Origin of the sequence: Mycolicibacterium phocaicum (assembly GCF_010731115.1) — a bacterium.
Lineage (GTDB): Bacteria > Actinomycetota > Actinomycetes > Mycobacteriales > Mycobacteriaceae > Mycobacterium > Mycobacterium phocaicum.
In genome coordinates this window covers 3,136,985-3,154,515 of the sequence record NZ_AP022616.1, presented here as the reverse complement: position 1 = coordinate 3,154,515, position 17,531 = coordinate 3,136,985, and the positions used below count along the sequence as shown (strand labels likewise).

Below are 17,531 nucleotides of genomic sequence, written 5' to 3'. Positions count from 1 at the left end.
GCAGGGGTCCGTTCTTGAGTGTGGTCGGTTGTCAGCCCAGGGCCTTGCGGGCCAGGCGCAGGGCGGGCAGCAGCAGGGCGTGGGGAGTGATGGAGCCGGTGATGGCCATGAGCTTCACGACGGTGCCGGGGATCACCTGGCGGGCGCCGGCCTGCATGCCGTCGACGGCCTGGGTGGCGACGTCTGCGGGGGAGACCTGAGCCGGTCGCAGGCTGAACTCATGTGCCGAGGCGATCTCGGCCCACTCGGTGGGGACCGGTCCGGGGCACAGCGCGGTGCAGGAGACGCCGGTGCCGCGCAGCTCTTCGTGGACGGCTTCGGAAAACGAGTTGACGAACGCCTTCGACGCGCCGTAGGTCGCCATCGACGGCATGGGCTGGAACGCGACGACAGAGGCGACGTTGAGGACGGCGCCGGCGCCGCGCTCGACCATGCCGGGCAGGACCGCGTGCGTGAGTTCCTGCACCGCAACAACATTGAGCTCAACCTGCTCGCGCTCGCGGTCCATCGGCAGGGTGTGGAAGGCGCCGCTGGTGCCGAAACCCGCGTTGTTGATGAGGCCGGCGACGGGCCGGGTGCGCAGTTCCTCGATCAGGGTCTGGCGCTGTGCGGCGTCGGCCAGGTCGCACGGGCGGACGGTGACGCCGACACCGTGCGCGGCGCGCAGTTCCTCGGCGAGGGCGTCGAGGCGGTCCTGGCGACGGGCGACCAGGAAGAGGCTGTAGCCGCGGGCGGCGAGCACGCGGGCCAGTTCGGTTCCGATTCCGGAGGAGGCGCCAGTGATGACGACCTCGGTGGTGCCAGAGGGCTTCGGCAGAGTCATGTGGCTCTCATTTCCTAGTGACGTGTGACTGTGCCAGTAACACTGGCACAGTGTGAATGTTGGTGTCTATACTTCGTGGAATGACAGATGTCACAGTCGAGGAATTCACCATCGACGAACTGGCCGCGCGCACCGGCACGACCGTGCGAACCATTCGCTTCTACAACGAGAGCGGCCTGCTGCCGCCCGCCGAGCGGCGCGGCCGTCTCGCGTATTACGGTGCGCCGCATCGGATTCGGCTCGAGTTGGTGCAGCAGCTGCAACAGCACGGCTACACCCTCGCGGCCATCACCAAGGTGCTGGCCCGGTTGCCCGAAGGCGCGACGGCCCATGACCTCGCGGTGCGTGCGGCACTTCTCACACCGTGGAGCCCGGCCGAGGACGAGACCGTCGACCTCCGAGAGCTCGAACAACGCGCCGGTCTGTCGCTCGACGACCGGGCCCTCGCGACCCTCGAGGCGCTGGGCGCCATCCGCCGTCTCGACGACGGCACCTTCAGCGTTCGGCAGTCGGTCCTGGGCGCGGCCATGAACCTGCGCGACACCAACGTGCCGGCCGAGGACGTCCGCCGCCTGGCCGGCGTCGTCGACAAGCACATCGACGCCCTCGCCAACGAAGTGACGGACGTCGTTTTCAGCCGGATTCGGGAGGCCGACGACCCCAACGTGTACCTCGGGCGGATCGCCAAAGTGGTGCCGAACCTGCGGCCGCTGGCGGCGCAGATGATGGCCGACCGGTTCACCGCCGCGATCAGTCAGGCGGTGCAGGAACGCGTGGCGGAATTGGAGATTCCGGCCAAATAGGCCGCCGGCGGTTACTTCCGGCGGAGCTGGCAGGTCGCCTGAGTGGTGGCCACGACGGTGCCGTCGGCGTCGGTCACGACCGCCTCGACGGTGTACTCCGACTTGCCGTGCTGTGCGGCCTCCGCCTCGATCCGGGCGATGTCCTCGTCGCTCAGTTCGGCTTGCGCGCGCACGTCGGATTTCGCCGGCGCCTTGTATTGGATCGACATGTCCTTGACCAGTGGGAAGAACTGGCTCTGGTCGAACGCGGTGAGCGCGAGAATCCCGCCGAGCACCTCGGCGACGGTGAACAGCACGCCCGCGTACATGACGCCAAAGTGGTTGCCGTTGCCCGCGATTGGGGCCGTGGTGGCAGCGAATCCGCGGCGGACTTCGACGACTCGGACGCCCAGGCCGTGGGCGGACGGGATGGTGGTCGCGAACATCGAGTTCATGAACTCGAGCTGGGCGGCGTCGGCGTTGTTCGTCACGTCGCCAGACTATCCACCACGGTTAGTCCGGCTGCTGAATTGGCGGACTTGTGGTGCCCCATCGGGACTCGAACCTGGGGCCTGCGGATTTACAGACGCGGTTCAGTCACGCAACCGACCGCTGCGTCGCCGATCGTTTGAGAGCACGTTTCGAGTAGCCCTCTACTCATACTCGTGAGCCGGATCTGCGTGAGTCTTACGTCAAGCCAGAGCTCCTACAGAGAGGCGCCGACATGTCCGAGCTCCTTGATGAACTTTCCACGACGTGCCGGCTTTGTCGCCGGTTGCACATCGACTGCGATGCCTGCCCTTGCGTTCAGCGCCTTGGACATTGGGTCATCGAAGGATGCGATCACTGCAGAACCCGAGACGACACGACAGGGGCCAACTCCGCGATGGCGACCGGTTGAGAGACGATTGGTTGACACTCTGGTGCCCCCACCAGGGCTCGAACCTGGGACCTGCGGATTAAAAGTCCGTAGCTCTACCGACTGAGCTATAGGGGCGTGGGACACAGGATACTGCGTCCCGCCCGGCCGCTTCGCAGGGCAGGTGGTTGAGCGGCGGTCGGTGGCCTGAAGTGCCGATTTGGGCCGTGGGGCGGTCGTGCCCTAAGCTATCGAAGCTCCCAACGGAAACGTTGAGAGTGCCCCCGAAGAGATTCGGATTGGCCCCCATCGTTTAGTGGCCTAGGACGCCGCCCTTTCACGGCGGTAGCACGGGTTCGAATCCCGTTGGGGGTACGCAACGCGAAAGCGAAGCAATGCAGTATGTAAGGCCCTGTGGCGCAGTTGGTTAGCGCGCCGCCCTGTCACGGCGGAGGTCGCGGGTTCGAGTCCCGTCAGGGTCGCCAGAACGGCGAGGCAACTTGCCCTTCCGGCCAGGTAGCTCAGTTGGTACGAGCGTCCGCCTGAAAAGCGGAAGGTCGCCGGTTCGATCCCGGCCCTGGCCACCATTCTTTACCTGCACAAACACGGGTCATGCACTCGGTGGTTGGTCTGATTCGTCCGGTTCTTGTCCGGTCTTCGGTGTCTGAGTCTCAGTCGTGTGAAGCTGATCGAGGTTGGTCGCGACCTGGTCGAGTTCGTCCGCGTAGAGGTCGCTATAGATGTTCGCGGTGACGGTCGGTGTCGAGTGGCCCATGGTTTTCTGGACGTAGCGCAGATCGGCGCCTGATTTTCGGGCCAGGCTGGCGTAGGTGTGGCGCAGGTCGTGAATGGTCAGTGGCGCTAGCCTGGTCTTCTTGAGGGCCTTGTTCCAATGCGTGTGTCGGCGCCAATTGTTGGATCGCAGCATTTTGCCGTTGGGTGAGGTGATTGCCGGGTCGTCGGCAGCGCGGCCGCTGATGCGCCGTTTGAGGATGTCGACCACCACTTGCGGGAGTGGGACGGTTCGGATGCCGGCGCGGGTCTTCGGCGGGCCGATGACGATGCGGCCTTCGACTTCGGGGGCGGCGCGCCGGATGTACAGACGCCGGGCGGTCAGGTCGATGTCTTTGACGCGGAGGCCGACGAGTTCGGACCAGCGCAGCCCAGTGTAGGCGAGGACGATCACGACGTCGCCCTCGTTCCCGCAGGCCGCGGCGAGGGTCTGGACTTCCTGGGCGGTGAGGTATCGGTGCCGTTCGCGTTCGGGGATGCGTCCGGCTGAGACTCCGGTTGCGGGGTTGCGGTGGATACGGCCGTCCTGGTGCGCGACGTCGAGGATCGATCGCAGGAGTCGCAGTGTGGACACCTTGGCCCACGGTCCGACGGTCAGCTCATCGACAAACTGTTGGACGTCGGCGCGGGTGATTTCGTCGACGGGTACGTGGCCGAAGTTCGGGGCGATGCGTAGGTCCCAGTGCTGGGTGTAGCCGCTCCAGGTCTTCGGCGATACCGCTGGTTTCTTCGAGTCGGAGAACTGTGTCCAAATCCGGTTCAGCGGTGTACGGCCGAGGCGCGGGTCGAATCGACGGGCTCCGAGCGCGGCCTCGTTATCGCGTTCGGATTTGAATGCTTTGGCCTCGCGCAGCGTTGGGAACGTCGCCGATGTTTCAACCCAGCCTGACGAGGCGTCGGGATCACGGACCAGGTAGCGGACTTGGTAGCGGGGTTCACCGGCAGCGTTGAGACGTTTTCGGATACCGCGGGGTGTGTTGCCGGCCATTACTGGCGAACCTGCTTGAGCCATGACCGAACTTCGGCGCAGTCCCAGCGACGCACCCGCTCAGACAACGTGTAGCACGGTGGGCCGATCTGTTGGCCGGTGGTTTCGCGGATCGCTGCCCAGCGGTTCAGCGTTGCGGCTGATACTCCGAGTAGTGCTGAAACTTGTTCGGCGGTAAGCAATTCTGGAAAGTTGCCCGATGCGATGAGGGCGTCCCGCAGGCCGTGGATGACCATCGCTTCACCTTGTCACCGGTGGTTGCTGAATGTCCGGGGCGCCGATGGCGGCTCGTAGGGAGTCGAACCAGGCACGCGTACGGGGGAGCCCGGCGTCGGTATCTTCTTGCCCGCAAACGATTCCCCAGAGATCGAACGCCCACCGCTCCAGTACGGAAACGATTGTCTCGCCGGACCGTTGGAGTTCTGAGCCGTCGCCCAAGAGCAGTGCAAGTCCCAGGACTTCGCCGCAGGACCAGAGTTGGCGGTACTGGTCCCAGCCGTGGGCGCGGACGAGGCTGACTCGGCGCAAGAGATCGTCGGCTCGTCTGGATAGTTCGTGCTGGTCTGGCGGTTCGAAGATGCGCCAATCGTCATTCATGGCCCGCTCCGGTGGTGTTTGACCGTCCGTATTTCCTTGCTGTCGTGCGAATTTGGTCATCGCTCCAGTAGTCGGAACGCACTCTGGTGACTTGTCCGTCTTCCGCGACGACGTATCCTGTGCCGGGCACGTCCGGGCTGATGCGGTGTGCAGGTGCCTTGTCGGCCAATCCGTCACCGAGCACCATCGTGACTTCCTCGCGGGACCGGAGCCGCAGCGCGATGGTTTGGGTGAACAATCCGCGCATCGGGAGCACCTCTTTGCGGGGGTCCTGGAGGAACGCCGCCACGACGATGCCCAATGCGCGGCCCTTGGTGAGAATCCGGGACAGCGAGGCTGCGGCTTCCTTGCGTAGGGCCGGGTCGCTCATGTATGCCGTGACCCCGGCAAGTTCGTCGATCAGCAGGACAGTTAGGGGAGCTGATGTGGTGGGAGTGTGTTCGCGGGTCTTGCCTGCCATCGCAAGGCCGCGCTTGTCCATCAGCTTTTCCAGTGCGGCAAGGGTTTTCACTGCTTCGGACTCCGTGGTGGCGATCTTGGTGAACAGGTTTGCACCGACGGACAATTCGATACCGTATTTGAGGTCGATCCCAACCAGCCGGACCAACCCAGCGGCGACTGCTGGCCCGTAGCCGCCTGCGATACCCCAGAAGATTGATCCTTTGCCTGCGCCGGAGCAGCCGACCGTGAGGGTATGTCGGCCGGTGATGGTTAGGGTCCAGGGGTTGCCGTTTTCGCAGCGGCCGAGCTGCACATTGCGGACGGCCAACGCTGACGATGGTGCGCTGTGGTTGACTGCGGCGAGCTGTTCGCGCATCACCAGCTCGATCTGAACTGCGCCGGGCGCGATGACGACCGAGCGTGCGGAGTGTGCTCGCGCTGCGTCGCGTATTGCGGGAACGGCACGCTCCAAGTCTTCGACCGTCAGTCCCGTGCGGGTTCGTACCGTCAGATGCAGGCAGTGACCAGATGCCTTTACCTGCACCAACTTTGGATGGAACCAGACCGTCTCAGTGACTGGGCGGCCTTCGTTGTCCTTCCGTGTGACGTGCTCGGATGCGGACAATCCGCACCGCTTGGCCAACCGCTCCCAGGTGAGAATGGCCCACAGTCGCCACCGCATCCTGCGGGCTGGTGCCGCGAAGTCGCGCTCGAAAGTCTCGGGTGAATGCAGCCGCCAATACGACAGTGTCGCGGCACTGATGACGACGAACACGGCGCACCAAATAGCGACCGTGGTCAGCAGGTGTAGGAGGTGGTCGAACCGCAGGGGCGTGTCGGGGTCGACGGGTGCGTACGGATTGGGGTTCATGCCGACACCTTCCCGGGCGTCGGTGCGGCGGTTCCGCTGGCGCTTCGGCCAGCAGTGTTGTTCCTGATGGCGGCTTCGCGGATCAGTTGTGCGCCGTCGGCGATGATGCGGGCGTCGGTGATGCCGAGGATTGAGACGCGGGTGCTGCCGAAGTCGCCTCCGAGGATTCGTGCTGACAACTCGTTGCGGCCGGTGACCGCCACGATGGCCCCGACCGGCACTGCTGCAGCCACGCTGTCGGGCATGACCAGGGTGGCGCCGGGCGTGACGCCGAGTGAATCGCTGATGAGCAGCACCTCCGCTGCGGAGGGTGGGGCACCGTCATCGTCGTACTCACGCCCAGTTGCTACGCGGCCTTCGCCTCGGCCGGAGTACATCGATCGCGGCCGGGCCGGCTTGACGATCCACGCGTAAACATCTCCAGTCACCTTGATATCCATGGGTTTTCGTCTCCTGGTTGTGGTTTTCCTTGTGCGTTGGAGGTCCCATCGCAACTGGCTTGAGCCAGTAAAGCCACGGTAAGACTGGCTTAAGCCACTTGTCAATAGGTGGCTTGAGCCAGTTGTTCTACACTTGCCCTGTGGCTGACGCAGAAAGAACTCCGCAAGGTGACTCCACCGCCAGCCGGCAGGTGGAGGCGGCGCTGCGTGCTGCGATTGAGTCGGGAGATTTAGGGCCGGGGGACAAGCTGCCTTCGGAGCGGCAGCTCGCAGTGACATACGACGTGGCACGTAATACGGCGCGCGAGGCCGTCAGGCAGCTCGCAAAATCTGGTTTGGTCACCGCCGAGCATGGTCGGGGTGTATTCGTCCGGTCTGCGCCGCGTCTGATGCGATTCGGGCAGCGACGCTACTCGCGTAAGTTGCGCGAAGAAACAGGGTTGTCGCCGTTCCACGCCGAAGTGCGTGCGCAGGACCGTGTGCCTAATGCGTTCTTGGCCAATATCGAGCGCGTTGTGCCTCCGAAAGCGATTGCCGAACGTCTGCGGATCAGTGCGGACGCGAAAAGTGCTGTGCGAAGGGAGAATTGGTACTTCGCGGACTCTGAACCCATGCAGATCGGCATCACGTACATCCCATGGGATGTCGCCAAGGGTTCTGTCTTGGCGCGCAACGATGAACTCGGAGTTGGCGACCTCTACGCGCGATTCGAGGACAAGGGCCATCTCATCACCTACACGCGCGAAGAAGTGACAGCTCGGATGCCGACCCCAGAGGAAGCGCGGGGACTGATGATGCCCGAGGGTGTCCCCGTCCTCGTGGTGTTGCACACCGGACTTGATCAGGACAAGCGACCGTTCGAGGTCACCGAATTCATCATGCGGGCCGACTACACCGGTCTCGACTACACCATGAAGGTGGATGAATGAACGACGTAGTCATCCGTCGCCGCTGCCAGGCGGACCTTGCCGCACTCGCCGACGTTCTCGTTCGCGTCCATGCTCGTGACGGATATCCGGTTGAAGGGGTCGACAATCCCGAAGCGTGGATCGCGCCGCCGGCGGAACTCGCCGCATGGGTCGCTGTGTATGGTGCGGAGGTCATCGGCCACGTGGCGTTGGCCAATGCACGCGACACCGACGATGCGGCGATGCTCTGGCAACGTGCCACCGGTGGGCAGATCAGTCGATTAGCAATCCTCGCAAGGCTTTTCGTTGATCCACGCTACCGCAATGTTGGCGCTGGATCGCTTCTTATGAAGGCTGCGCGTGCGTTCGCCGACGAACATGATTTGGCGGTGGCGTTTGATGTGATGCTCAAAGATCGCGACGCAATCCGACTCTACGAGAAGCTCGGTTATCAACGTCTCGGGACGGTTGGCCATGAGCACAGTGGCGGCAAGGCTGAAGCGGCTGCCGTCTATTTTCTACCTAGCAATCACCCCACGAATTAAACGTCCGCAGTGTTTGTATGGATAGGCGTGACCGGAACGCTCAGTTCAATTCGGTCACGTCGGCGTAGCTGCCGCTCTACGTGCCGCGGCCGTCACGGCGCCGGTTGATCGCTTCCAGTCTGCTGGGCGGCCCAGAATGCCGCGATCGAGCCCGTCGAGCCAAGAGACGGCGGCTGTAACAAGTTCGTCGGGGAACCTGCAACGATGCCCGCGTCCACGTTGGACCAAATCAATACCGAAGCTTTCGCGTAGGTGGGTTGGAACGTCGATTCCGTCGCCGCCGAAGTAGGTGAAGTGCGATGAGATCAGAACAGAGTCAACTGAGGTGTCAGTGGCGATATGTCCGGGATTTGGAACGCCGCCATCAAGGCTGTGCCGTGAGTCTGCCTGCAGCCACGAACCGTCGTCGGCGTGGCGGTAGATGTTGTCGCCGTAGGCGCGCTTCACTGCACCTTGATCTGTCGGAATCTTGCGGGAGAACCGGGAGTCCTTCCAGTAGTCGTCGAAAGTCAAGACCTCCTCGACCCGCATCGCGTACACGAGCTTCCCGGCCAACTTTTTCTGCGCCGAGCCTGTCCCGACTACCCAGTCGCCTACCTTGGCAGCACGTCGAATGTCGGGCTTGCAGGCCGCGACGGTGCACCACCCCTCGAATGGGTTGGGAGCGAATCCGAAGTCGTAGCGGACGACGTAACTGAAGAGGCGCAAGGTCGTTGTTAGCAGGCGAGCCGCTTGATAGACCGGGGAGGCACTGTCGCGCCGTCGGGTCCCTGCCAGTTGTCATTGCCGTTGAGCGCGTCAATGATCGCCTCACTGTTCCAGCCGACGACGGCGTCCGCGTACTCGTCGAGCTCGGGCGGCATGTCGGCTCCGGCGGCTCCCGGGGCCCACACACCGATGATGCGTTTGTCGGGGTACCGGTTGGCGTACTCGATCTCCCAGCTGACCCATTCGTGGTTCTTGGTGTCCGGGGAGATGATCACAATGATCTTCCCGGCCCACTTGATGCGGTCGGCGAGGATTTGTTTGATGTAGGACTCTGAATTGGCGTCGTTCGGGGTGTTGCTCGTGACGGAGGAGTCCCGGACATCGGCCCCGTTTTTCGATAGGAGGGTCTTGAGCTGACCGACCAGGGCATCGTCCTCGTGACGGTGACTGATGAATACGTTGTGCTGATCGGCCATGATGTGAGCCTCCTTCTTATTTGAGAGTACGGCCGACCCCCGACAAATTCGGGTCCTCCGTGCGCGTCGCGCTGATCCCATAGGCTCCAGGGCATGCCGGTGCCTCCAATCCTCGATGTGTACGTTGTCTGGCACCCAGGAGACGTGGCTGGCGAGGGCATCTTCCGGCGACTGCACGACCACTTCCACTCCCCGACCTACTCCGGCCTCGCGGGCGGTGCGGTGGAGGTGTATGGGCGCAGTGCCAGCTGGCAGCCCGGTATGTCGGCCCCACGTCCATTGCTGTTGCCAGGCGTCGCGTCCGGAGTTGTCCAACCGGCACAGTTTGCAGCAGTGATTCCGGTGGTGGGCCTTGCTCTCAGGGACGCGGCCGAAACCGACCAGACTTGGGCCGACTACATCAGGGCTTGCGTAGGTGCCAACGGATCTGAAGTTGCGGTTCTCCCGGTGCTCGCGCCCGGTGGCGTCAACTTGAATGGATCGGTGCTTGGAACGGCCTTGTCCTCGATCATGCGCCTCCCGGACGAATCAGCCAGCGTTGCGGGTCTCCTCGAACGCAGTGTTGGCCAGGCCATCGCACAATTGGCCGCTGGGACAGCGAACAGGATCAAAGTTTTCGTGAGCCATGCGAAGCACAATTCGTTGGGAGAGGATGCGCTACCCGGGCCGCCGGTATTTGAACAGGTCCGTGCGATCATCGCCAACAGCAAACTCACCGAATTCTTCGACGCCCACGACCTGCAACCTGGAAGCGATTGGGCGGCCGACTTGAAGCGGGAGGCACGGTCATGCGCGTTGCTGATGGTCCGGACGGACAGGTATGCGAGTCGGGAGTGGACCCAGCGTGAGGTCTTGGTGGCTAAGCGTAATGATGTACCGATTGTCGGCCTCATGGCGCTTTCTGATGGTGAGTCTCGTGGCTCCTTTCTAATGGATCACGTTCCGACCGTGCCCCTTGCTCGTGCTGACTCAGCCGCATCAATCGAGAAGGCACTCGACAAGCTTGTCGACGAAGTTCTCAAGCGCGCCTTGTGGACGGCGCAGTCCTCGTACATCAGTGCGCACGGGTTCGACTGGTTGCCAGTACATGCGCCCGAGCCGGTCACCGCTGTCGAATGGCTGACACGCCACAAAGCCGAAGACGCCGATGACGAGCACCTCTGGATCATCCACCCCGATCCGCCACTCGGCGCAGAAGAGCGAGCCGTCGTTGATGAGATGTGCACACTCGCCGGGTTCGACGGACGTGTTGACGTGCTAACTCCGAGAACGTTCGCGCTCCGCGGGGGTGAGGTGTCGTATGGTCAATGATCCAGAGCTGGTTCCTCGAAATGCATTGAAAGGCAAACGTATCGCGCTGTCGGTCTCCGAGAGTGACGACCTCGCTCGGCTTGGCCTTTACAATGTGCACCTCGAACTCGCGGTCGCCGAATTGACGCGGGCAATTCTGATCGCCGGCGGCACCGTCGTATATGGCGGCCGCATCAACTGGGGCTTCACAAACATTGTGCTCGACGAAGCTGAGCGCTACAGATCGGACGCTGAGCGCTACGGAGCTGCTGCAGGCGCATTCGAGCACTACGTGCCCTACACCGAGCACGCTGGAATTGCCGATACCGATCTCCTTGAGTACGTAGGCGGGCTGAGCGTCAAGGCACGCGTTCGGTTCATCGACGCGACCGGCGTTGCGCGCGAAGTTGCCGACATATCTGCCGCCAGTTTCGCTCGTGGCGAAGTCGATTCGGGCCAAGCTTTGACTGCGATGCGCAAAGTCACGTCTGACGTCAGCGATGCGCGTGTCGTCTTAGGTGGCAAAGTCGTCGGATTCGCTGGGGCCTTCCCCGGTATAGCGGAAGAGGCTGCACTGACAGCAACACTGGGAAAGCCGCTTTTCATTGCCGGCGGCTTCGGGGGAGCAGCCACCCTTGTCGGACGCATCGCCCACCCTGACCTGTACGAGTGGTTGCCTGCTGAACTCCCGGCCGGCGTCACGACCGAGGTTGAGGCTTCTGTGTCCGACCTCCTGCCGAGCGAGTTCGCCGACGACGGCCTAACGAGCGACGACCGTGCGTTGCTTGCTCAGACCAACCGTCCGGCTGACGTGGCAACTCTGTCGATCTTGGGTTTATCGAAACTGAGTTCTTAGTCCGAGGTCACGGGCTTCTCGGACATGAACTCGAGTTGGCCAGCGTCGGCGTCGAATGCTACAAAGCCGCCGTCATGAGCCAGCAATTCGCGAAACACCTTGAAGCCGGCCAGGATCGCTCGTTCCCAGTCGGCGCCAGTTCTATCCGCAACCTCGACGTTGGCTGAAGCGCTGTCGATGGCGCCTATGAGCGACTGGTCTACGTGTTCGACGCCGTCGAGCAGTCCGTGTTCGGCGCCGTAGGCAAACGCAAGCGCGGAAATACCCTCCTCCAACACCACCGCACGTCCGCCGTCTTGGTTCTCATCGACGATCCGATCACTTCGACGTTTGCGGCCGAGCAGCGCGCGCGTCAACGGTGACCAGCCGAGGAATGTGGCAAAAGCAAGGTGGAATACGTCATGAAACCTGTATCCGTCGGGTGAATCCGACGCATCAGTAAGTCGATCGCCGACCTTCAGGCCGTTGAAAAATAGATCAACGGATGGGCGCGAGACTTCAGTCTCGGGCACGGCCCGGAATTCGTAGACACCCGAACGTGGAAGTCGCTCGTTCTCGGGGAACGATTCGTCGAAGGGAGCGGGGAAGCCAGGAATCCAACGTGCCCGAGTCTTGGCGAGATTGGCCGCCGCTATGTCGGCGAGTCTCAGATCCAGCCGGTCGGCGATTGCGGCGAGGTACCACAGGACATCGCCCAGTTCCTCTGCCATGCGCTCGCGCCAGGCGCCATGTGCCTTGCCGTCGCGCAGATGCTTCTTGTATTCGGCGGCGACCGAGCCTGCTTCGCCTGCTAGGCCAAGCAGGTGAACGACCGTGTCTTCGAGTTCCCGCTGTGGCCGGACGTCGGTCTGTAACGCTAACGCCTGGTAGTCGTTCAGATCCACGCTGGCTCTTGGTGTGAGACAGGGGCGATGGTCACAGAGGGTGCGTTGATACCCCACTTGGGAGGAAACCATGCAGTCAGGCGATCCGTGACTGGCGCGAACTTCTGCTTGATGCGGGATCGACCGCTCAGACCTTGAAACTCTGGGTGTGCGACTCGCGCGTACTTGTCTACCTCGCAGAAGAGGTTCTGACAGTCGATGAGTTGTAACGGGCGCCCGTTGAGCCCGGCGAAGTCAAGACCGAGACGAGCAAAGTGCTCGTGTTGGGCGTCTGCCATGTAGCGGATGACGTCGTGCTCGACGCCCCGCGCCTCAGCGCCGAAGCATTTACGAATGCCGTCACGAGCTCCCGGGCCAGCGACGACGTAGTCCATTTCGTCAAAGTCGAGCAACGTCGAATAGTTGAGGTCGATGAGCATCTGGAAGGCGAGGAAGTCTCCCATGGTGGGGTATGAGCGGAGCAGATCGAATGCGTGCCTCATGGACGGTGAGTCCTGAAGCCGAGCTGGGAGGTCGTCTTCCATCATTGATTGGAGGAGACGCAGGTGATTGGTGTGCTTCCTGCTTGCTCCCAAACGGGGTGGCGGAATGACATAGGCAGCCGAGTACAGGCGGTGACCGCGATCGAACGTGTCGCTGAGGATCTGGTCGAAATGATCGAGATCGAAGTCGCTCCATCGTAGGTCGTCTAGTTCGTTTTCCAGCAGCTCCCAAGTGCTGATTCGGTTGAAGAACTTGAAGAGCAGAACTCGGAAAGTCGTCTCGTCGGCAGATTGGTCGCCGGCGTAGGCGACGCGTTGGATCAGGAACTGGCTCACGCGGTCGGAGGCTCGGTAACAGTTCGTGAATCGAAAGTTCGTAAGGATCGGGTCTGCTGTCCAGGGAGCGCCTTGCTCTCCCAGGCGAGCCTCGTAGATGGCTTGGCGTTCAGAGGCAAATCGCCAGTAGGTATCGAATACGGGAGTAGGCCGCAGGGTGCGCCCCGAAATCTTGATCGTCTCCGGTCGAACTGACCTCGCTGCCATTCGTCCCTCCCCTGGGTATTGCCTCGGTCTGCTTGATCACCAGATGTCTGCTAGGCGGCACCAGCGAACAATTCCGCTTGCGCCAAAACCAACTCGATCGCCTTGTCTTCCATGTCAGGCGGATAGTCGTATTTCGCAAGAAGGCGACGGACTTTGGTGCGCATCGCGGCGCGAACCGATTCCTTGTATTGCCAGTCGATCGACACACTGTTGCGGACGGACCAGACGATATCGACGGCGATCTTCTTGAGGGTGTCGTCTCCCATCTGCAGCACGGCCGCATCGTTCTGCACGATCGCGTCGTAGAACGCAGCCTCAGCCTCGCTGAGCCCGAGCTGGGTGTGGCGTTGGGATTGGTCGCGCATTTCCTTGGCGAGCTTCACGAGCTCGGCGATGATCTCGGCCGTCGTCAACGATCGGTTCGTATATTTATTGATCGCTTCTTCGAGTTGCTCTGAGAACTTGCGGCTCTGAACGAGATTCGTGCGCGAAATCGTCTTGATCTGATCGTTGAGCAGCCTCCGCAGTAGACCCATCTGGAGGTTCGGCTTGTCCTTGTGGGCTAGCGAGTCGAGGAACTCATCGGAAAGGATTGACAGCTCCGGAGTCTCTACGCCGGCGAGCTTGTAGATGTCGACCACCTCGTCGGCGGCGACGGCTTCGTTCACAAGTTGCCCGATGGCCGTGTCGATTTCGACGGCACCCGATCCACCACGCCCGGCATCGGGGTTCTGAATTTTCAGGATCGCGGCGCGCACGTCGGCAAACAGTCGCGCATCGTTGCGGATCGCGGCCGCCTCGTCGCGAGAGCCGCAGAGCGCGTACGCCTTGGCCAACGCGAGTACCTGGTCCAGGAAGCGTTGGGTACGGTCGGGGTCGGCCATGACGAAGTCAAGGACTTTAGCATGCTCGGAAAGTCGTTGCGCTGCTGACAATTCCGGGCTGGAGTTGAAGTCGCAGCCGTGCAGCAAGCCGCGAATAATATCGTGCTTCTCAAGCATGACATTGACGAGTTCCTCGATCGGCACGCCAGCTTGATCGCGGTCGCTGGGGGAGTATTCAACGAGTGCCTGCTGCAGGTTGGCGAAGACGCCGATGTAGTCGACGATCAAGCCGCCGGGCTTGTCGCGAAAGGTGCGGTTGACGCGGGCGATGGCCTGCATGAGCCCGGCGCCCTGCATGGTCTTGTCGACGTACATGGTGTGCATCGACGGGGCGTCGAACCCAGTGAGCCACATATCGCGGACGATGACGAGTTCCAGCGGATCGTCGGGATTCTTGGCGCGTGCCTTGAGGTCCTTGCGGACGTCCTTCGAGTAGATGTGTGGTTGGAACTCGGCAGGGTCTGCAGCCGAACCGGTCATGACGACTTTGATCTTGCCCTTGGCGGGGTCGGTATTGTGCCAATCAGGGTGCAGCGCAACAATTTTCTCGTATAGCCGCACGGCGATACGTCGGCTCATGGTGACGACCATGGCTTTGCCGAGCATTGCCTCTCGACGCTTCTCCCAATGCTCGACGATGTCGCGGGCTATGAGGTCGAGGCGTTCTTCGGCACCGACGATCGCTTCGAGGCGGGCCCAGCGTGACTTTGCTTTGTCGGCAACGTCTTGTTCCACCTTCTCGGTGATTTCGTCGGCCAGCTCGTCGAGGCTGGCCAAATCGTCGTCGCTGAGTGCGACCTTGGCCAGGCGTGACTCGTAGAAAATCTTGACCGTCGCGCCGTCCTCGACTGCGCGGGTGAGGTCGTAGACGTCGATGTAGTCACCGAACACGGCACGTGTCGACTTGTCGGTCGACTCGATGGGCGTGCCGGTGAAGCCCAGGAACGTCGCACCGGGCAGCGCATCGCGCATGTGCTTGGCCAGGCCGGCCTTCAAAGTGCCGTCGCGCGAGAGTGTTTCGCTGAAACCGTATTGCGAGCGGTGTGCTTCGTCGGCGACCACGACGACGTTGCGCCGGTCGGTCAGGACAGGGTTGGCGTCGTCGCCCTGCTCGGGCGCGAACTTCTGCAGCGTGGTGAAGATGATGCCGCCTGAGACGCGGCGCAGCAGCGTGCGCAGGTCGGCGCGGGAATCGGCCTGGGTGGGTTTCTCAGGCAGGATGTCGGCGGGCGCGAACACTTCTCCAAACAGCTGGTCATCGAGATCGTTTCTGTCTGTGAGGAATACGAGTGTCGGATTGCTCATCCGCTCATCGCGCATGATCTTGGCGGCGTAGAGCAACATCTCGATCGACTTGCCCGAGCCCTGGGTGTGCCAGACGACGCCGCCGCGGCGGTCACCGTCCGGACCGGCGGCTTCGACGGTCGACTCGACTGCCGAGTTCACGGCCCAGTACTGGTGGTACTTTGCCACGCGCTTGATCAGGACGCTCGTCTTCTGGCCCGACTTCTTGTCGGTGACGGTTTCTTCGCTGAAGACGATGAAGTTCTTCACGATGTCGAGGAAGCGTGACGGCTCAAAGACGCCTTTGATGAGGACTTCAAGCGCGGGAACGCCGGAGACCACCTCACGGCCGTCGATCGTCTTCCAGGGTGCGTAGTGCTCGAAGCTGCCGGCGAACGAACTCATCGCTGCGCTGATGCCGTCACTGATGACGGTCACGGCGTTGGGTACGAACACAGCGGGAATGTCTTTGCGGTAGGTCTGCACCTGATTCCAGGCGTTCCTGAGTGTGGCGTGCTCGTTGGCGAGGTTCTTGAGTTCAAGCAGCGCGAGCGGTATGCCGTTAACAAACACCAGCACGTCTGGGCGGCGGTTCTTATTGCCGACAATCGTGAACTGGTTGACAGCCAGCCAATCGTTGTTCGCCGGGTTGTCGAAGTCGATGAGCTTGATAGATATGGTGCGCACCGAACCGTCGGAGTCGCGGTATTCGATTGGTATGCCATGGATTAGCAGCTTGTGAACGCGAGAATTCTCGGATACCTCACTCTGGCTCTCGGCACGTTCGACGCGTTTGATCGCTTCGTCGACAAGGTCGCGGTGCTCGGGGTTGATCCGGCCTGCAGCGACGCGCAGGCGGTCGTACAGATAGATCTGCTCAAACGTGGTCCGCTCTGGCTGACTGCCTTCTGGAGCGAGGTTGGGGCCGAAAGCCGTCGAATATCCAAGTGCGCGAAGGTAATCGAGTGCCGCGTCCTCGACGGTGGACTCGTTGAACATCGTCATGCGATGGCCTGGGCGGCTGCGGGGACGCGGATGCGGCCGGCGAGGAGCTCTGGGAGGAGGGCGTCGCGAAGGCACACTAACTGGGACGACTCACGACGAGCCTGGTGAACCTTTCGGCGGAGCGGCATCGTCTCCGACTCGAACTCCGCAACGAGCGTCTCATCGATGGGCACGTTGACCAGGTAGTTACCCATCGCCGCAATACTCACTGCCGGATACGCGCTTCCGTGAGCGACCGATTCCAAGTATGAGGCGAAGTCTGGCGAACCGGCGATAGTGGTCAGCAGTGAGCTACCGAATCGGTCCGATGGTGTCATTACGGCGAATCCAGTGGAGACGACAGTGCGCGGATCCGGGTCCAAAATTTGTGCGAATGATCGGCGGCCCGGACGGACTGTCGAATAGATGACATCACCATCTGCCACGCCTCGTCGCGCTCGGCTGGGTGCTTGTGCCCATGTCGTGCCAGATACTTCCGTGATCTCGCCGGGAGTCACCGACGCAATGTCGACGTAGTGAATCGTCGAGCTAGGCGTGCCTGGTCGCAATGTCACTCGGTTGAAGTCGACCAGTTCGCTCAGCGAGTACGGCTTCGTTTCCGTATCTATTGTTAGACGCGCAGCCATCGAATCGACCAGTGAGGAAGCGCTTGTGGCGAGGCGGCGGTTCGACTCGATCTTGTCTTCGATCACCTCCAGTAGCCCTACGATCGCGCTTCGTGATTTGGTCAACTGCGGAACCGGATATGCGAGGAAATCCGCGCGACTTAGCGCGGCGACAGCGCTGCCCGATGCTCTTGCGGCGCAATAGATTCGGTAGTCAGGCGTACGGAGCAACCAGTACAAGTAACGCTCGAAGGACTTGTCGACATCGCGGAAGATGAGCTTTACGGTGTCCTGCGTCAGGCGGCCAATCGCGACTGAATCGGGAACACGCGCGACAGAGCCGATCATGTCGCCATCCTTTGTGGCGCCCTTGAGGGATACGAAGAGGTCACCGGGCCTGAGCATTAGCTGAGGTGGGCAGTCACCACCGTATGTCTTGAAATCGTTCCGGAAACCTCCGCCAGGAAC

General features: G+C 62.0%; 17 protein-coding genes and 4 tRNA genes. 8 read left to right on the top strand and 13 right to left on the bottom strand.

Translation table 11 applies throughout. The features are described from left to right. Positions 1 to 31: 31 nt before the first annotated feature. On the bottom strand, positions 32 to 823 hold the full coding sequence (locus tag G6N46_RS15240; RefSeq protein WP_138247871.1) for an SDR family NAD(P)-dependent oxidoreductase: 792 nt from the start codon (positions 821 to 823) through the stop codon (positions 32 to 34). An 80-nt stretch (positions 824 to 903) separates the two neighbouring features. Between G6N46_RS15240 and G6N46_RS15235 the strand changes: the two genes are divergently transcribed. Further along, positions 904 to 1,626, top strand: coding sequence for a MerR family transcriptional regulator (locus tag G6N46_RS15235; protein WP_163692772.1), 723 nt, complete (start codon positions 904 to 906; stop codon positions 1,624 to 1,626). A gap of 11 nt (positions 1,627 to 1,637) precedes the next feature. Here the strand turns inward: G6N46_RS15235 and G6N46_RS15230 are convergent, their stop codons facing one another. After that, positions 1,638 to 2,096, bottom strand: coding sequence for a PaaI family thioesterase (locus tag G6N46_RS15230; protein ID WP_226520593.1), 459 nt, complete (start codon positions 2,094 to 2,096; stop codon positions 1,638 to 1,640). 430 nt (positions 2,097 to 2,526) lie between these two features. Beyond that, a tRNA-Lys gene (locus G6N46_RS15225) sits at positions 2,527 to 2,602 on the bottom strand. A 164-nt stretch (positions 2,603 to 2,766) separates the two neighbouring features. On the opposite strand from G6N46_RS15225, the gene G6N46_RS15220 reads away from it, so the two are divergent. The 3 genes from G6N46_RS15220 to G6N46_RS15210 all read left to right on the top strand — a co-directional run bounded on the left by G6N46_RS15220 (position 2,767) and on the right by G6N46_RS15210 (position 3,051). After that, positions 2,767 to 2,839, top strand: a tRNA-Glu gene (locus tag G6N46_RS15220). A 33-nt stretch (positions 2,840 to 2,872) separates the two neighbouring features. Continuing rightward, positions 2,873 to 2,949 (top strand) — tRNA-Asp (locus G6N46_RS15215). A gap of 25 nt (positions 2,950 to 2,974) precedes the next feature. Then, a tRNA-Phe gene (locus tag G6N46_RS15210) sits at positions 2,975 to 3,051 on the top strand. Between the two features lie 23 nt (positions 3,052 to 3,074). Here the strand turns inward: G6N46_RS15210 and G6N46_RS15205 are convergent. From G6N46_RS15205 to G6N46_RS15190, 4 genes are all read right to left on the bottom strand, one after another. Beyond that, positions 3,075 to 4,244, bottom strand: coding sequence for a tyrosine-type recombinase/integrase (locus tag G6N46_RS15205; RefSeq protein ID WP_064858785.1), 1,170 nt, complete (start codon positions 4,242 to 4,244; stop codon positions 3,075 to 3,077). Further along, on the bottom strand, positions 4,244 to 4,480 hold the full coding sequence (locus G6N46_RS15200) for a helix-turn-helix transcriptional regulator (RefSeq protein ID WP_052568763.1): 237 nt from the start codon (positions 4,478 to 4,480) through the stop codon (positions 4,244 to 4,246). The genes G6N46_RS15205 and G6N46_RS15200 overlap by 1 nt, the downstream gene beginning before the upstream one ends. A 353-nt stretch (positions 4,481 to 4,833) precedes the next feature. Further along, a complete protein-coding gene (locus tag G6N46_RS15195) occupies positions 4,834 to 6,153 on the bottom strand; it encodes an FtsK/SpoIIIE domain-containing protein (protein WP_064858787.1) in 1,320 nt (439 codons plus the stop codon). After that, positions 6,150 to 6,581 carry a hypothetical protein gene (locus tag G6N46_RS15190; RefSeq protein WP_131808732.1) on the bottom strand — a complete coding sequence of 144 codons (432 nt, stop codon included), beginning with the start codon at positions 6,579 to 6,581 and terminating at the stop codon, positions 6,150 to 6,152. Before G6N46_RS15190 ends, G6N46_RS15195 begins: the two co-directional genes overlap by 4 nt. 152 nt (positions 6,582 to 6,733) lie before the next feature. Here G6N46_RS15190 and G6N46_RS15185 point away from each other — a divergent pair, with 152 nt between their 5' ends. Both G6N46_RS15185 and G6N46_RS15180 read left to right on the top strand, forming a co-directional pair. Further along, positions 6,734 to 7,522, top strand: coding sequence for a GntR family transcriptional regulator (locus tag G6N46_RS15185; RefSeq protein WP_052568755.1), 789 nt, complete (start codon positions 6,734 to 6,736; stop codon positions 7,520 to 7,522). Continuing rightward, a complete protein-coding gene (locus tag G6N46_RS15180; protein ID WP_052568753.1) occupies positions 7,519 to 8,046 on the top strand; it encodes a GNAT family N-acetyltransferase in 528 nt (175 codons plus the stop codon). The genes G6N46_RS15185 and G6N46_RS15180 overlap by 4 nt, the downstream gene beginning before the upstream one ends. A gap of 54 nt (positions 8,047 to 8,100) precedes the next feature. Here G6N46_RS15180 and G6N46_RS15175 read toward each other — a convergent pair whose 3' ends face one another. Then, a complete protein-coding gene (locus G6N46_RS15175; protein WP_138247873.1) occupies positions 8,101 to 8,754 on the bottom strand; it encodes an Nmad2 family putative nucleotide modification protein in 654 nt (217 codons plus the stop codon). An 8-nt stretch (positions 8,755 to 8,762) separates the two neighbouring features. Then, positions 8,763 to 9,230: a TIR domain-containing protein gene (locus tag G6N46_RS15170; RefSeq protein WP_138247874.1), complete on the bottom strand. Its 468-nt coding sequence runs from the start codon at positions 9,228 to 9,230 to the stop codon at positions 8,763 to 8,765. Between the two features lie 93 nt (positions 9,231 to 9,323). On the opposite strand from G6N46_RS15170, the gene G6N46_RS15165 reads away from it, so the two are divergent. Together G6N46_RS15165 and G6N46_RS15160 are read left to right on the top strand one after the other, a co-directional pair. After that, positions 9,324 to 10,541, top strand: a complete 1,218-nt coding sequence (locus G6N46_RS15165; protein ID WP_234880514.1) for a toll/interleukin-1 receptor domain-containing protein — start codon at positions 9,324 to 9,326, stop codon at positions 10,539 to 10,541. After that, positions 10,531 to 11,376: a hypothetical protein gene (locus G6N46_RS15160; RefSeq protein WP_052568740.1), complete on the top strand. Its 846-nt coding sequence runs from the start codon at positions 10,531 to 10,533 to the stop codon at positions 11,374 to 11,376. Before G6N46_RS15165 ends, G6N46_RS15160 begins: the two co-directional genes overlap by 11 nt. Here G6N46_RS15160 and G6N46_RS15155 read toward each other — a convergent pair. The 4 genes from G6N46_RS15155 to G6N46_RS15140 are packed head-to-tail and all read right to left on the bottom strand — an operon-like array spanning position 11,373 to position 17,411. Next, positions 11,373 to 12,260, bottom strand: coding sequence for a nucleoside triphosphate pyrophosphohydrolase family protein (locus G6N46_RS15155; protein ID WP_052568738.1), 888 nt, complete (start codon positions 12,258 to 12,260; stop codon positions 11,373 to 11,375). The genes G6N46_RS15160 and G6N46_RS15155 overlap by 4 nt on opposite strands. Beyond that, on the bottom strand, positions 12,251 to 13,285 hold the full coding sequence (locus tag G6N46_RS15150; RefSeq protein ID WP_197746726.1) for a nucleotide kinase domain-containing protein: 1,035 nt from the start codon (positions 13,283 to 13,285) through the stop codon (positions 12,251 to 12,253). The genes G6N46_RS15155 and G6N46_RS15150 overlap by 10 nt, the downstream gene beginning before the upstream one ends. A 50-nt stretch (positions 13,286 to 13,335) precedes the next feature. Continuing rightward, entirely contained in the window at positions 13,336 to 16,458 is a 3,123-nt protein-coding gene (locus tag G6N46_RS15145; protein WP_052568735.1) for a type I restriction endonuclease subunit R, read from the bottom strand. Further along, the gene (locus G6N46_RS15140; RefSeq protein ID WP_131723115.1) at positions 16,455 to 17,411 is read right to left on the bottom strand and encodes a restriction endonuclease subunit S; all 957 of its coding nucleotides are present in this window, start codon (positions 17,409 to 17,411) and stop codon (positions 16,455 to 16,457) included. Before G6N46_RS15140 ends, G6N46_RS15145 begins: the two co-directional genes overlap by 4 nt. Between the last annotated feature and the right edge of the window lie 120 nt (positions 17,412 to 17,531).

What these genes read in the sequence shown, in the direction of transcription:
- G6N46_RS15240 (WP_138247871.1), bottom strand. Translation starts at nt 823, where the DNA reads ATGACTCTGCCGAAGCCCTCTGGCACCACCGAGGTCGTCATCACTGGC.
- G6N46_RS15235 (WP_163692772.1), top strand. Translation starts at nt 904, where the DNA reads ATGACAGATGTCACAGTCGAGGAATTCACCATCGACGAACTGGCCGCG.
- G6N46_RS15205 (WP_064858785.1), bottom strand. Translation starts at nt 4,244, where the DNA reads ATGGCCGGCAACACACCCCGCGGTATCCGAAAACGTCTCAACGCTGCC.
- G6N46_RS15200 (WP_052568763.1), bottom strand. Translation starts at nt 4,480, where the DNA reads ATGGTCATCCACGGCCTGCGGGACGCCCTCATCGCATCGGGCAACTTT.
- G6N46_RS15195 (WP_064858787.1), bottom strand. Translation starts at nt 6,153, where the DNA reads ATGAACCCCAATCCGTACGCACCCGTCGACCCCGACACGCCCCTGCGG.
- G6N46_RS15180 (WP_052568753.1), top strand. Translation starts at nt 7,519, where the DNA reads ATGAACGACGTAGTCATCCGTCGCCGCTGCCAGGCGGACCTTGCCGCA.
- G6N46_RS15170 (WP_138247874.1), bottom strand. Translation starts at nt 9,230, where the DNA reads ATGGCCGATCAGCACAACGTATTCATCAGTCACCGTCACGAGGACGAT.
- G6N46_RS15165 (WP_234880514.1), top strand. Translation starts at nt 9,324, where the DNA reads ATGCCGGTGCCTCCAATCCTCGATGTGTACGTTGTCTGGCACCCAGGA.
- G6N46_RS15160 (WP_052568740.1), top strand. Translation starts at nt 10,531, where the DNA reads ATGGTCAATGATCCAGAGCTGGTTCCTCGAAATGCATTGAAAGGCAAA.
- G6N46_RS15150 (WP_197746726.1), bottom strand. Translation starts at nt 13,285, where the DNA reads ATGGCAGCGAGGTCAGTTCGACCGGAGACGATCAAGATTTCGGGGCGC.
- G6N46_RS15145 (WP_052568735.1), bottom strand. Translation starts at nt 16,458, where the DNA reads ATGACGATGTTCAACGAGTCCACCGTCGAGGACGCGGCACTCGATTAC.
- G6N46_RS15140 (WP_131723115.1), bottom strand. Translation starts at nt 17,411, where the DNA reads ATGATCGGCTCTGTCGCGCGTGTTCCCGATTCAGTCGCGATTGGCCGC.